The following is a 14,822-nucleotide window of genomic DNA, read 5'->3' as shown; positions in this document are numbered from 1 at the left end:
ATGGCTATGACATTCCATTGCGATATCGTCAGCGCGGAAGGCGAAATCTTCTCCGGTCAGATCGAGAGTGTGATTGCACACGGCGAACTGGGCGACCTGGGTATTAACTTTGGCCACGCGCCATTGATTACATCCTTGAAGCCTGGTCCGATCACTCTGACCAAGCTGGGCGGGGAACGGGAGGTGTTTTACATCTCCGGTGGTTTCCTCGAGGTTCAGCCGAACATGGTCAAGGTACTTGCCGACACCGTGCAACGTGCTGCCGACCTGGATGAAGCCTCCGCTCAGGAAGCCGTCAAGGCTGCCGAGAAGGCCCTGAACGAAAAAGGCGCAGATTTCGACTACGGTTCTGCTGCTGCACGTCTGGCCGAGGCCGCAGCTCAGCTGCGCACCGTCCAGCAGATCCGCAAGAAGTTTGGCGGCTAAGCCGTCAAACCTCATGCGTGATTGATTAAAAAGGGTAGCCTCGGCTACCCTTTTTCTTTTTTTGCAAAACACTTCTTTGGTCTGAAGTCTGACCGCCCAGGATTGGTAGCCATTCATGTCTCTCGAAATCGTAATTCTTGCCGCAGGCCAGGGCACCCGCATGCGTTCGGCCCTGCCCAAGGTGCTGCACCCGGTTGCCGGCAACTCCATGCTTGGCCATGTTATCCACAGCGCCCGGCAGCTGGATCCACAGCGCATTCATGTGGTGATCGGCCACGGTGCCGATGTGGTGCGTGAGCGGCTGGCGGCGGATGACCTGAATTTCGTATTGCAGGACGAGCAATTGGGTACCGGCCATGCCACCGCGCAGGCCGTGCCGTTCATCAAGGCCGACACCGTGCTGATCCTCTACGGTGACGTGCCGCTGATCGAAGTGGAAACCTTGCAGCGCCTGCTCAAGCACGTGGTGCCAGGCCAGATGGGCTTGCTCACTGTCGAGTTGGACGACCCGACCGGCTACGGTCGCATCGTGCGCAACGCTGACGGCAAGGTCGCCGCCATCGTCGAGCATAAAGACGCCAGCGAAGCCCAGCGCGCCATCACTGAAGGCAACACCGGCATCCTCGCTGTGCCGGCTGACCGCCTGGCTGACTGGATGAGCCGCTTGTCCAACAACAACGCCCAGGGCGAGTACTACCTGACCGACGTCATCGAGATGGCCGTCAGCGATGGCCTGGTGGTCGCCACCGAACAGCCCCACGACCCGATGGAAGTGCAGGGCGCCAACGACCGCAAGCAACTGGCGGAGCTGGAGCGTCACTACCAACTGCGTGAAGGCCGCCGCCTGATGGCGCTGGGCGTGACGCTGCGTGATCCGGCACGTTTCGATGTGCGGGGTGACGTCACCGTTGGCCGCGACGTGCTGATCGATATCAACGTGATCCTCGAAGGCCGCGTGGTCATTGAAGACGACGTGGTGATCGGGCCGAACTGCGTGATCAAGGACAGCACCCTGCGCAAGGGTGTGGTGATCAAGGCCAACAGCCATATCGACGGTGCGGTGATGGGCGAGGGCAGCGATGCCGGCCCGTTCGCGCGTTTGCGTCCGGGCAGCGTGTTGGGAGCCAGGGCCCACGTGGGTAACTTTGTCGAACTGAAAAACGCCCGGATGGGTGACGACGCCAAGGCCGGCCATCTGGCTTACCTCGGTGATGCAGTGATCGGTGCCCGCAGCAATATCGGCGCAGGCGCCATCACCTGCAATTACGACGGCGCCAACAAGTACCAGACGACCATTGGCGAAGACGTGTTTATCGGCTCCAACAACTCGCTGATCGCCCCCGTCACTATCGGTGATGGTTCAAACACCGCCGCAGGTTCCACCATCAACCAGGATGTGGATAAGTCCCAGTTGGCCGTCGCCCGCGCCCGCCAGCGCAACATCGACGGCTGGAAACGCCCGGTCAAAATCAAGAAGACCTGAGTTATCCACAACCCTGAAACACTGCGGTACTTATGTGGGAGCGGGCTTGCTCGCGAAGGCGGTCTTTCGGTTGATACATGCGCCGACTGACACACCGCCTTCGCGAGCAAGCCCGCTCCCACATTTTTATCTGTGTTGATTCAAAAAACTCAGTCGCATGCTTGACCATTTTGAATGAATAGGTTTTGATTGCCTTCGTTATCTTTCGAAACGAAACTTATCATCACCATGTCGAAACGAAATACACCCCAACGTCGCCACAACATCCTTGCCATGCTCACCGAGCAAGGTGAAGTCAGCGTGGACGAATTGGCCAAGCGTTTCGAAACCTCGGAAGTCACCATCCGCAAGGACCTGGCGGCCCTCGAAAGTAACGGTCTGTTGCTGCGTCGCTACGGTGGCGCCATCACCATGCCTCAGGAACTGGTCGGTGATCCGGCACAGCCCATTTCGGCCTACAAGCGCGCCATCGCCCGTGCGGCCGTCCGGCGTTTGCGGGAACACGCGCGCATCATCATCGACAGCGGCAGCACCACCGCCGCCATGATCCCCGAATTGGGCCACCAGCCCGGCCTGGTGGTGATGACCAACTCCCTGCACGTTGCCAGCGCCTTGAGCGACCTGGAACACGAGCCGGTATTGTTGATGACCGGCGGCACCTGGGACCCGCATTCGGACTCGTTCCAGGGTCAGGTCGCCGAACAGGTACTGCGTTCCTACGATTTCGACCAGCTCTTTATTGGTGCCGATGGCATCGACCTGGAGCGCGGCACCACCACCTTCAACGAATTACTGGGGCTGAGCCGCGTCATGGCCGAAGTCGCCCGCGAAGTGGTGGTGATGGTCGAGTCCGACAAGATTGGCCGCAAGATCCCCAACCTGGAACTGCCCTGGAGCAGCGTCCATACCCTTATTACCGATGATCGCCTGCCACTTGAGGCCCGCGACCAGATTCAAGCCCGCGGCATCACGCTGATTTGCGCGGCAGTCATCTAGGAGAGAAACCATGTGTGGAATTGTTGGCGCAGTCGCTGAACGAAACGTCACTGCCATTTTGCTCGAAGGCCTCAAACGCCTGGAATACCGTGGCTACGACAGCGCCGGTGTGGCGCTCTTTACCAACGCCGGCAAGCTTGAGCGCATGCGTCGCCCGGGCAAGGTCAGCGAACTCGAACAAGCGTTGGCCGGTGAGCCGCTGGTAGGCCGCCTGGGTATCGCCCACACCCGTTGGGCCACCCACGGCGCGCCGTGCGAACGCAATGCTCACCCGCACTTCTCCGGTGACCTGGCGGTTGTGCACAACGGCATCATCGAAAACCACGAAGTGCTGCGTGAACAGCTCAAAGGCCAGGGTTATGTCTTCACCTCGGACACCGACACCGAAGTCATCGCCCACCTGCTGAACCACAAGCTCAAGGACATCGGCGACCTGACCAACGCTCTCAAGGCCACCGTCAAGGAACTGCACGGCGCCTATGGCCTGGCCGTGATCAGCGCCAGCCAGCCCGACCGCCTGGTCGCCGCCCGCAGTGGCAGCCCGTTGGTGATCGGCCTGGGCCTGGGCGAGAACTTCCTCGCCTCCGACCAACTGGCCCTGCGCCAGGTGACCGACCGCTTCATGTACTTGGAAGAAGGCGACATCGCCGAGATCCGCCGTGAAAGCGTGTCCATCTGGGACGTCAACGGCCAGTCCGTGGAACGTGAAGCCGTGCAGTACCGCGACGGCGCCGAAGCCGCCGACAAGGGCGAGTTCCGCCACTTCATGCTCAAGGAAATCCACGAGCAACCGGCCGTGGTGCAACGCACCCTGGAAGGTCGCCTGAGCCAGAACCAGGTATTGGTGCAAGCCTTCGGCCCGCAAGCTGCTGAGCTGTTCGCCAAAGTGCGCAACGTGCAAATCGTCGCCTGCGGCACCAGCTACCACGCCGGTATGGTCGCCCGTTACTGGCTGGAAGAACTGGCCGGCATCCCGTGCCAGGTCGAAGTCGCCAGCGAATTCCGCTACCGCAAGGTGGTGGTGCAGCCCGACACTCTGTTCGTGACCATCTCCCAGTCCGGCGAAACCGCCGACACCCTGGCCGCCCTGCGCAACGCCAAGGAACTGGGCTTCCTCGGCAGCCTGGCGATCTGCAACGTCGGCATCAGCTCGCTGGTGCGCGAGTCCGACCTGACCCTGCTGACCCAGGCCGGTCGTGAAATCGGCGTGGCATCCACCAAGGCCTTCACCACCCAGTTGGTCGGCCTGTTGTTGCTGACCCTGTCCCTGGGCCAGGTTCGCGGCACGCTGGGCGAAGGCGTTGAGGCACACCTGGTCGAAGAACTGCGCCGCCTGCCGGCCCGCCTGGGTGAAGCCCTGGCCATGGACAGCACTGTGGAGAAAGTCGCTGAGCTGTTCGCCGACAAACACCACACCCTGTTCCTCGGCCGTGGTGCGCAATACCCGGTGGCAATGGAAGGTTCGCTCAAACTCAAGGAAATCTCCTATATCCACGCCGAAGCCTACCCGGCCGGTGAGCTCAAGCACGGTCCGCTGGCCCTGGTGGATGACGACATGCCAGTCGTTACCGTCGCGCCGAACAACGAACTGCTGGAGAAGCTCAAGTCCAACCTGCAGGAAGTGCGCGCCCGTGGCGGCCAATTGATCGTGTTCGCGGACGAGAAGGCCGGCATGACCAATGGCGAAGGCACTCACGTCATCAACATGCCGCACATCCACGACACCCTGTCGCCGATCCTCTACACCATCCCGCTGCAGCTGCTGTCGTATTACGTGGCTGTGCTGAAGGGCACCGACGTTGACCAGCCGCGTAACCTGGCGAAGTCGGTGACGGTGGAATAAGCCGCACCCGAACCACCAAAACCCCCGTTCTTCGGGGGTTTTGCTTTTTCAGGCTACCGGATATCGGGTCTTGCCGTTTCTGTGGACTAATTCCGGGAGTATTCCCCTGCTTTACCCCTAGAATGCGCCCTGTGGATAACTAGCCAGGGAATGCCGCCGCCATGAACATCGAACTGCTGATCGCCGGTATCGTCGTGCTGATCATTGTCGTCGGCCTGGTCGGCTGGCTGGTGGGGGTCTACAACGGCCTGGTGATGCGCCGCAACGATGTGGATAAAGCCTTCGCCAACATCGACGTGCTGCTCAAGCAGCGGGCAGACCAGATTCCCGACCTGATGCGCGTGGTGCAAACCGCCATGAACCATGAGAACGCGCTGTTTACCCGCCTCAGCGACGCCCGCACCGCGTACCTCAACGCCAGCAGCCTCACCGATAAAGTCGATGCCTCCAACCAGCTCAATACGGCGCTCAAGTCGGTGATTGCAGTGGCCGAGAATTATCCGACGCTGATCTCCGGCCCCAACATGGTCGAGTTGCAGCAGGCGATCTCGGCAGTGGAGGAACGCATCGCCGACCGTCGCGAGTTCTTCAATGAGTCGGTCAACCTCTACAACATCGCCATCGCGATTTTTCCTGATCTGTTCTTCGCCAAGATGCTCGGCTATCAGCGCATTCCGCTGCTGGCCATCAGCGCCGAAGAAACCCGCTACGACGGCGTGAAGCTTGAGGTGCCGGGGGCATGAAAACCACCCAGGCAGGGGGTGTCACAAAAAAACCAGCGTGGAAAACCCTGGTGGCACTGGTCTTTCTCGCCGGCTTTATTGGCCTGATGGTCTACGCCCCGACGATCCTCGTGGCGCTGTTTTTTCCTGTGTGCATCCTGATCGGGCTGCTGGCCAGCTTCGGCCCCAATTTCTATCGCACCGAACAGCGCCTGGCCACCAGCCAGATACGCTCATTGGCCATGGGGCTGGTGGAAGTGAACGGCAAGGTGATCGTCGACACGCCCCTGATCTCCCCGGTCCACGGCAAGCCTTGCGCGGGTTACGTGTGGGTCATCGAAGAAGGCACCAAAGACAAGGATGGCGATTGGAGCTGGAGCCAGGTCTCGGCCGAGGCTCGCTGCAATGACTTCCGCCTGCAGGACGCCACCGGTGAAGTGACAGTGATTGCCGAGGGTATCGACCTGTTCGGCAAGAAGCGCCCTGACGACCATGAATGGATCAGCAGCTCCCGCCGCCAGGGCGAACTGCTCCTCACCCAGGATATGCAGGTGATGCTGATTGGCGACGCCTGCGAGCGTGCGGGCAAGACGGTGATTGCCCAGGGCCGGCAACCTGACGCGGTCTTCGGCCTGGCCGAGACCAAGGAGGTGGAAAACCGCCGTGTGCTGGCGCCGCTGTGGCGCGCCGGTGGTTTCTACGCGGTGGTGGTGGGTTTGATCGGCGTCGGCATCATGGCCATGACGCCGGAACATTTTGCCCAACTGCATCTGCCGGGTCCCGCCACCTACCAGCAAATGGCAGCGCTGAATCCCGCCTATCGGTTTCTGGCCTGGTTGTACCGTGACAACGGCTTCGTGATTCCTTTCATGGCCGCGTTTGGCTTTTTGCTGACGATGTTTGTGGTGTTGCTCGCGCTGCGGCTCTTGCTGCCCACGGGCATGCGCCTGGCGGTAGGCCGCGTGCTGGGCGCCTGGATGGGCCTGGGCATGGTGATTGGCGGCGTAGTGACCTTGCTGCTGGTGGTGGCCCAGGTGGACACCATGAAGGTGTTCCTGGTGTGGATGATGATTCTGCTGGGCACCCTGGTGTTTTCGATCTTTGAGCAACGCAAGCTGGGGGTGGCGTACAAGCATTTCGCAAAAGATGCCGGCACTGCCGGTTTAGGCGAGGAGGACGCCTGATCAGGGTACAAACTCAACCTTCAAGCCTCGGCTGGCGCTGCGGCCCTGATCGTCAGTCACCCGCAACCGGTACTCCCCCGACTTACCCGGCCGCCAGTTCAGCGTGGTTTGCGGCGGGCCCTGGCCGATCAGGGTCTGGTCGGCGAACCAATACAGCGTCAGTGCATCACTGGCCGCATTGGCGTTCAGCGGGATGCTTTCCTGGGGCTGGGACAGGCGCAGGTGGTAGCTGACCTGGGTCAGCGGCGAGCGAATCTGCGGCGCTTCGCTTTGATCGCCGACACGGTTGGGTTGGCAGCTTTTCTGCACATTGGGCGGCGTACGCCGGGGCAGCCCGGCGGCGCGGAACAGCCGCTGCACATCGCTTGGCCAGAACTCGAAGACTTCTTCACGGGTGTACTGCGGGTCGAACGGCGGGCACGCGGCCTTGCCGGTGCGGGTGTCGATCAGCACCGGGCGGTGCAGGTTGGACACCCGAATCGGTGACACGCCGGGGATGTACCAGGTCTTGCGGGTACGTGGGCACCAACGGTTGGGCAAGTCACCAGAGGCCGCGCAGACGTCGATGCGGATCAGCCCGGCGGGCGGCTTGTCGGGTTTGATCACCACATTGGGCAAGGCCAGCGGCAGGGCGTCGGCGATACGGAAGAACAGCGGTGCCGCAGTTTTCGCACCGATAAACTCAGGATTCGGACGCCCATCGAAGTTGCCCACCCACACCACCAGCACGTACGGGCCTACGAGGCCGGCGCTCCATGCATCATGAAAACCCCAGGACGTGCCGGTCTTCCAGGCCGTACGCCAGTGGCGCCCCGGCAGCCCGTCCGGGCGCGGGTTGCGCCGCAGCATGTCGCGCACCATAAACGCGGCCTGCGGCGTGAGTAGCTGGGCGCCAGTGGTTTGCGGCTGTTCCTGCAAATAGCGCAGCGGCCGCAAATGCCCGTCACCAGCCAGCATCACATACAGCCGCGCCAGCTCCTCGGGCGTCATCTCGCCGCCGCCCAAGGCCAGCGCCAAGCCGTAATGGCTTTCGCCGCGCAGGCCCTTGATCCCGGCCCTTTGCAGCAATCCGTAGAGTGACGGAGAGCGGGTTTGGCTGGCCAGCCACACCGCCGGAATATTGCGGCTGCGAATCAGCGCGTCGCGGGCTGTCACCGGACCGACAAAACTACCGTCGAAATTTTCCGGCTGGAAGTAGCCGAAGTTACTCGGCATGTCCTTGAGGATGCTCATGGGGTGGATCACCCCTTGGTCCAGCGCCAGCCCATACAGGAATGGCTTGAGGGTGGAGCCCGGCGAGCGCCGCGACAACACGCCGTTGACCTGGCCGTGGATGCTTGTGGATAAGTAGTCTGCCGAGCCCACCAGGGCTTTTACGCTCTGGTCGCGGCTGTCGATCAGGATCGCCGTGGCGTTTTCCACACCGCTGCTGCGGCGCTCGGCGATGAAGCCGGTGATCAGCCGTTCCAGCAATTGTTGCAGCGCCAGGTTGAGGGTGCTGTTCAACTCATTGCCGGTTTGCGAGGCCAGCAACTGTTCGCTCAGGTGCGGCGCGAGAAACGGGATCTGCTGGCGGTTGCGGGCTTCCAGCGGCAGGTCCAGCAAACTGTCGTTACGCGGGTCCTGTGGATAAGTTTCCCGCCAGTCGGCCATCAGCCGTTGCCGGGCGGTTTGCAGGGAAGGCCCAAAGCGCGCCCGACGACCCGGTTGCTGGGGAATCACGGCCAGCGCGAGGGCTTCAGACAAGGACAACTGCGCCGCTGACTTGCCAAAATAGATCCGGCTGGCCGCTTCGGCACCTTCGATATTGCCGCCCATGGGCGCCAGGTTGAGGTAGGCCTCAAGGATGTCGTGCTTGCTGTAACGCGCCTCCAGCCACAGTGCCAGGGCCATCTGCTGCAGCTTGCCGGGTACCTGGCGGGTATTGAGATCCCACAGGCGCCTGGCCAACTGCATGCTCAAGGTCGAGCCGCCTTGGCGCTGGCCGCCGCTATAGGTGGCCATGGCCGCTCGCAATAACGCCGGGGGATTGATTCCCGGGTGCCAGTAGAAATTGCGGTCTTCCTTGAGCAGCAACGCCTCCACCAGTGACGGAGAAATCCGTTCCAGGGGAAGCCACAGGCGATATTGCCCGTCAGCCGCCAGGGTCATGCGCAGCAGCGAACCGTCATCGGCCAAAACCACCCGTGATGAACTGGCCGCCTGTTCCAGCGGTGCATGGGGCCACAAGCGCAGCCCCGCCAGAATCACCGCCGCTGCCAGCAGCGGCGTGAGGCTTTTAAGGCTTGGTAATTTCAAGCTGGCCTACTTTGCCGCGTCCTTGCAGGGTGGTTTCGTACATGCCCTCGGCGTAGGCCGGTGGCGTATTGAAGGTACCGGCGTTGGTGGCGCGCACGCGGTACACGAAGGTGCCTACATCCCGCAGCGCGGTGCCGTACAACACCACTCGGTCATCACGCACGTCGACGTAGTCCGGCTGCCAGTTGCTCAAGTCGGTCTCGCCAATCGGCGCCTGCCAGGCGTCGGCTTCTTCGGTGTCTTCGCTGGTTTCAACGTACTCCGAATCGTCGCCTTCGCTTTCCTCGCTGCTGGCCGCTTCCGGCTCCGGCGGCAGGTTATACACAGGCTCGACACCGCCTGGCAGCAAGTCGACCACGGCCACTTGTTGCACCTGATCACGGTCAGTAGCCCGCAAGCGCAGGCGCACCAGGAACTCATCACCTACCGCGACCTTGCTGACTGGATTGCCCTTGAGGTCGAGGTATTCGTGGATGATTTCCAGGCCGCTGTTGATCGGCTTGAGGTTGGCGCCCTTGTCATAGCCCGCTTCGCTCAGCATGTAGAACGCCGCCGGGCCGTCGGATTTTTCCATCTGCAGTTTTTGCGTACCGGCAGGCACCGCCGCACGTGGCGGCTGGCCGGCCATCTGCAACAACTGTTGCTGCTTGTCGCTGAGCCATGCGGTGGCCTTGAGGGTCATGTCGCTTTGGGCGCGCTGGCCGTAATTGTCCAGGGCCCGCAGCAACAGTGCCGCCGACAGCGAGTTGTAGCGTTGCTCGTTGAGACGCTTGCCGAGTTTATCCAGCAGGCTTGTCGGCACATCGTCGAGCATTTCCGGGAAGTGCCGCGCGAGCAAATGCAGGTGCTCGGCGTCGTGCACCAGCGGGTCGTAATACAGGCCGTCGCTGTTCCATTTATCCGACAGGGAAAGCCACGGCACCTTGCGGAACAAGGTATCGGCCTGACGATCCTGCTTGAGCAGCTTGTAGCTGGCGGCCAGGTACGCCGCGCCAATGTCGTTCTGCCAGGTGTCCTTGAAGTAGCTTTCGTAGCGCTCGCGGATATCGCTTAAGGCGCCGCTCACCAGAATCCCCTGACGGCTCAGGAGGTAACTGGCGTAGGCGCGGTTGCGCAATTCCGACAGGCCTTCGCTCGGGCCGTTGGCCAGGTCGGTGAGGTACGCGTTGGAACGTTGCAGCAGGTCTTCCGGCACCGGCAGCCCGCGCTCCCTGGCTTCGATCAGGAAGTCGGTGGCGTACAGGCTGGCATACGGCGCCACATCCGGGTTGGCCGCCCACAAGCCGAAACCGCCGGCCTGGTTCTGCCGTTGACGCAGCATGCGCACCGCACCGCTGAAGGCCTGCTCGGCCTCCGGCGCGTTACCACCCCAGATCAACGCCGGCATGGCCTTGGACACCAATTGCTCGGTGCAGGCGTAGCCATAGTCATCCAGGTAATGCTTGAGGCCGTTGGCCCATACCAGCGGCGAAGCGGCGACGCCCAACTGCACATCGCGCAACTGGCTGAACAGCTCGCGGGTCGGTTTCAGCTCTTTGCTGGCGCTGTCGAAACGGCCCAGGCTCAGGGCCACCCGATGCTCGCTCAAGGGTCGGATCGACGTGGTTTCCGCCACCTGGATACGCTTGCCATCCGGCAGCACCGCGACGAAGCGCAAGTCTGCCGAGCCGAGGGTTTCGCCTACCTTGATCTTGAACTCGGCGACACCCTCCTTGCGCGGTTGCAGGGCCAGGGTGCTGGCCTTGTCGCCTTGCACCTGCAGGCCATCGCTGGTCTGCACTTCAAACTTCACGTCCGCCGCCGCGTCCAGGTTGCTGAACACCCCGGCGCTGACGCTGAACACATCCCCCGGTGCGACAAAGGCCGGCACGTTCGGCGTGATCACCAGCGGCCCGCGCACTTCGGTGTTGGCCTCGCTGACGCCCACGCTGTCGCTGTCCACGGCCACCGCAAACAGGTGCAGCTTGCCATTGAAGCTGTCCGGAACCTGGTAGTGCAGCACGGTTTCACCGGCCGGCAAGTCCACCAGGCCAGACCACCAGGCCACAGGCGGCTGATGTTTACGCTTGAACGGGTTGAGGTGGTTGGCCAGGGCGCCTTCCGTATCGCCACCCGGCGCTGCCCCACTGAGCAGGCGGCTGAATTCCGGCAGGATCAGGTCAAGGATCTGACTGGTGCCGACCTCCAGTGCACGCTTCTGGAAGAAGAAGCCCAACGGGTCCGGCGTCTGGTAGCGCGCCACTTGCAGGATGCCTTCGTCCACCGCGTAGACCACTGCGCGGCCAGGGCGGTCGGCGTTGACCTTGATATCCAGGGTCTGCCCCGGCTCGATCTTCGCCGGGCCTTCGACTTTCAGCGCCATGCGCCGCGCGTCGAGGTTGATACTGAACGGCACTACGCCGTAGGACAGCGGGCTCATGTAGACCTCGGACGAACCAATGTCCCGTACGAACTGCACGTTGACGTAGGCATTGCCCTCAAGCCCCGCAGGAACGCGGATGTGTTGCACGCTGTTGGTGCTGTCGGCCTTGAACCACTGCTGGGTGTAGACCTTGTCCCGCTCGATGGTGATCAACCCGGCGCCGGTGTACGGCGCGCGAATGCTGATGGCGATCTCATCACCGGTGGCGTAGCTGCGTTTATCCAGGCGCAGTTGCAGTTCGGCGTTGCGCTCCAGGGAGCGCGAGGTGTTGCCCCGGCCGGCGACGCTGTAGTCGATCTGGTTCAGCAGGTTGCCGTTGGCGTCCTTGAGTTGCAGGGTGAAATCGCCCGGGGTGCCGGTGTTCAGGGTTTGCTTGGCGCCGTCCTTGGTCATCACCAGCGGCGAGGCAGGCTGGCTGATGTTCTTGATGCGCGACTCGTATTTGTAGGTGCCGTTGGATTGCTTCACCAGCACCGAGACGTAGCGGTGCTCGACCACTTCACTGGTCAGGCCGTCGACTGCGACTGGCGTAAGGTCTGGCGCCACGGCCAGCCATTGCACTTCACGCGGGGCGTCCTTGGCGACGAAAGACAGCGAATCCTTGCTCTTCACACCCACCAGGTACGGCGCCGCCGACACTAGCAATGCGCTTTGTGCGGCGACGTTGCGACCGCCTTCGGCTTCGTACACCTGGGTCATCACTTGCAGGCGATAGGTGCTGTTGGCGAAGCGTTGCAGGTTCAGGTCCAGCACCGCCTGGCCATTGTCGTCGACGGTGGTTTCGGCCAGGTCTTCGGAGCTGGCTTCTTCCAGCGAGTCATTCAGGCGGAAGCGGTAATCCGGGTAGCGATCAAAGGCCGCGAGCGTCGGGCTCAGAGACATTTTCGCCGTGACGCGACGACCCGCCGCCGGAGCGCCGAACAAGTGCATCGCGGTGACCTTGGCCACCACCTGATCCGGCGGGATCCAGCCCAGCACCGGTGTATCGTGCAGGCTCAGGCTGACTTTCATCCGGTCCGGTTCAAAGTCGCGGACCTTGAAGCTGACGCTGCCCAGGTCGGTACGACGCTGCTTCTCACCGATCAGTTGCAGGGTCGCGGTGTAATCGCCGGATGGCGCTACTTCGCTGCTTGGGAAATCGAAGGTTTCAAAACCGCTGGCCGACAGTTTCAACGGCTGGCGAATCACCTCAAGGCCACGGGGGTCGGTGATCTGCAACTCAACCGGCAGGCCTTGCAGGGCGCCTTTCCAGTCGCCGCTGCGCACGATCATGCCCAGGTGCGCGGTCTCGCCGGGCCGGTACAGGCCGCGATCGGTAAACAGGTAGGCGCTGAGGCGATTGATCGCACCGTCCTCTTCCAGGCCGCCTACATCAAAGCGCGACAAATCCAGCTGTTGCGACTGACGGGCAATCGGCAGGAAGGATTGGTCATTGCCGCGACTGACCACATACATCAACGGCGTTTTCTCACGGCGCAGTTCATCCAGCTTGGCGAAGTGCGCGTGACCTTCGCCGTCGGTATGGCCGCTGGCGACCGGCAAACCGTTGCGGCCGATGATATCGACCTGGGCGTCGGACACCGGCGAGCCGTTGCCGATGGACTGCACGTACACATCGTGGCTGCCATCGCTGGAGCGCTTGGCGATGATGCCCAAGTCGGTGACCACGATGAAACGCAGGTCGCTGGTGGTGTTGCGCGAGTAGTCGAAGGTGCGATCAGCCGGGTCGTCCTGCGGGCTCAGCTTGAGCACAAAAATCCCCCGGCGGCCGCCGTTGGCCGTCAGGTAGCTGTTCAGGTCGACATTGTCGTAGACGGTTTTCGACGGGTCGCCAGCCGACAGCGGAATGTCCAGGCTCTGACGCTCCACCATCCGGTCGAAGTAGTCATTGGCAAAATTCGGTCGGGCAAAGCTGCCGCTGCTCTGGTCCACCAGGTGTTGCAACTGGTTGGGCAGCAGGCGCGCGATTTCCACATGGGCGCCGGGTACGCCACGGGCCATGAAGCCCAGGCGTTTTTCGCCGGTGAGGCTGAGCAGGGCGCCGTCGGACAGGAACTGCAGCGTGCGTGGATAAGCCGGCATGCTCACGAGAGAGGCTGTCGGATTTTTCGCCAAGTAGCCGCCGATGGCTTCCAGGTTGGCCGGCACCCGCACATACAGGGCGCGGCCCGGCGGGGCCTTGAACTTGAAGGCGTGCAGGGTATTCAGCGGTTCGACGCTCGGCACGTGGGTCAGCTTGACCTTGGTGCTGCTGGCCAGCAGTTTGTCGTCGATGTCTTGCAGGTTCCAGGGGCGGGTATCGTCCTCGGCTTTTTCCGGCAGCATCCAGGCCTGCACCTTGTTGGCGATGGTCTCGTCGGCCACGGCGCTGGAACTGCTGAACATCAACACCGGCTCGGGTTCGCCGCGCTCGTTGTCGACAAAGCTGACTTCGGCGCCGGTAAAGGTCAGGCGATAGCGGCCGGGCACGGTGACTTCGGCCACCAGCGGCGCCGAGCTGGGATTGCCGCCATCACGGGCCTTGAGGCCTTCATCGAGCTTGGCGCTGACCGGGGTGCTTTCCAGTGGGGTGGCCAGGGCGGCAGAGCGCACAAAGGCGTTGAGCTTGTGTTCGTCGAAGGTGATTTCCGGGCGATTGGGCAGTTGCGCATCGCGGTAGGCCAAGCCTTTGCCGAGGGTGACCGAGGCACGTTTGCGTACGCTGTCTTCGTCTACCGGGTGGGAAAAGTGGAAGGTCGCTACCAGCTGTTTCTGCGTCGGGTTGCTCGGGTCCTGGTACAGCTCGTTTTGCGTCAAGGTGGCGCGGAACGGCTGGGTGGAGAATTGGCTGGTGTATTGGCTGAGCAGTACGCCGTCGGCCAACAGGTTCCTCTTGGCCAGGTCGATAGTGTAGTGGGCGTCGACGGGCCAGTCTTTTTCCGGGGTGAACACCAGGCTGCGGTCATCCGCCCAGCGCCAGGCGCCGGCGATGGCAGGCTTGAGGGTGATGCCTTCGGTGACCGGCTTGCCGATGGCCGCCAGCGGGGCCACGGATTCGGCGAAGCGTACCTGCAAGTTATCCACAACCGGTTGCGGCTGGGTGTAATCCGTCAGGTTGGGCTTGTGCAGCGAATAACCCACGGTGTGGGGCTGTGGCAGGTGGGAATACCAGTGCCAGCCGTAAAAGCCCGCGGCCAGCACGAGTACCAGGGCCAGCGCGCCGCCCGCAGCCTGGCGCGGATAAGCCCGGGCCTTGTGGCCGACGTTGACCAGGCCGTTGCCTGTGGCTTGCAGCCAGCGCGGCGGCTGCCACTGGCCGAACAGGCTGCGCGCCAGCCATCGAACGGCGCTGAACAGAACACTCACCACTGAGATCAAGGCCCCGAAAAAACGGCGGCTGGTCGCTTTTAACGAATCAAACATGGTGAGCATCCCTGGCAATGTGTCGCGTATCTTACACGTCTCTTTG

General features: G+C 62.4%; 8 protein-coding genes. 6 read left to right on the top strand and 2 right to left on the bottom strand.

The window, feature by feature from the left end; genetic code table 11:
• From HYE77_RS07810 to HYE77_RS07785, 6 genes are all read left to right on the top strand, one after another.
• Positions 1 to 426: a F0F1 ATP synthase subunit epsilon gene (locus tag HYE77_RS07810; RefSeq protein WP_008439541.1), complete on the top strand. Its 426-nt coding sequence runs from the start codon at positions 1 to 3 to the stop codon at positions 424 to 426.
• 115 nt (positions 427 to 541) lie between these two features.
• Complete coding sequence (gene glmU, locus HYE77_RS07805; RefSeq protein WP_177068634.1) at positions 542 to 1,909, top strand: bifunctional UDP-N-acetylglucosamine diphosphorylase/glucosamine-1-phosphate N-acetyltransferase GlmU; 1,368 nt, start codon at positions 542 to 544, stop codon at positions 1,907 to 1,909.
• Positions 1,910 to 2,137: 228 nt separating this feature from the next.
• On the top strand, positions 2,138 to 2,905 hold the full coding sequence (locus tag HYE77_RS07800; protein ID WP_003213539.1) for a DeoR/GlpR family DNA-binding transcription regulator: 768 nt from the start codon (positions 2,138 to 2,140) through the stop codon (positions 2,903 to 2,905).
• 10 nt (positions 2,906 to 2,915) lie between these two features.
• The gene (glmS, locus tag HYE77_RS07795; protein ID WP_008439539.1) at positions 2,916 to 4,748 is read left to right on the top strand and encodes a glutamine--fructose-6-phosphate transaminase (isomerizing); all 1,833 of its coding nucleotides are present in this window, start codon (positions 2,916 to 2,918) and stop codon (positions 4,746 to 4,748) included.
• 161 nt (positions 4,749 to 4,909) lie between these two features.
• Positions 4,910 to 5,491: a LemA family protein gene (locus HYE77_RS07790; RefSeq protein WP_003213535.1), complete on the top strand. Its 582-nt coding sequence runs from the start codon at positions 4,910 to 4,912 to the stop codon at positions 5,489 to 5,491.
• On the top strand, positions 5,488 to 6,654 hold the full coding sequence (locus HYE77_RS07785) for a hypothetical protein (RefSeq protein WP_177068633.1): 1,167 nt from the start codon (positions 5,488 to 5,490) through the stop codon (positions 6,652 to 6,654). Before HYE77_RS07790 ends, HYE77_RS07785 begins: the two co-directional genes overlap by 4 nt.
• Here HYE77_RS07785 and pbpC read toward each other — a convergent pair whose 3' ends face one another.
• Both pbpC and HYE77_RS07775 read right to left on the bottom strand, forming a co-directional pair.
• Positions 6,655 to 8,952 (bottom strand): penicillin-binding protein 1C, encoded by a 2,298-nt coding sequence (gene pbpC, locus HYE77_RS07780; protein WP_177068632.1) that lies wholly within the window; start codon positions 8,950 to 8,952, stop codon positions 6,655 to 6,657.
• The gene (locus HYE77_RS07775; protein WP_177068631.1) at positions 8,933 to 14,776 is read right to left on the bottom strand and encodes an alpha-2-macroglobulin; all 5,844 of its coding nucleotides are present in this window, start codon (positions 14,774 to 14,776) and stop codon (positions 8,933 to 8,935) included. Before HYE77_RS07775 ends, pbpC begins: the two co-directional genes overlap by 20 nt.
• Positions 14,777 to 14,822 lie beyond the last annotated feature (46 nt).

The organism is Pseudomonas sp. IPO3774 (genome assembly GCF_013386835.1).
Classification (GTDB): Bacteria; Pseudomonadota; Gammaproteobacteria; order Pseudomonadales; family Pseudomonadaceae; genus Aquipseudomonas.
This window is presented reverse-complemented; position numbering and strand designations above follow the sequence as displayed.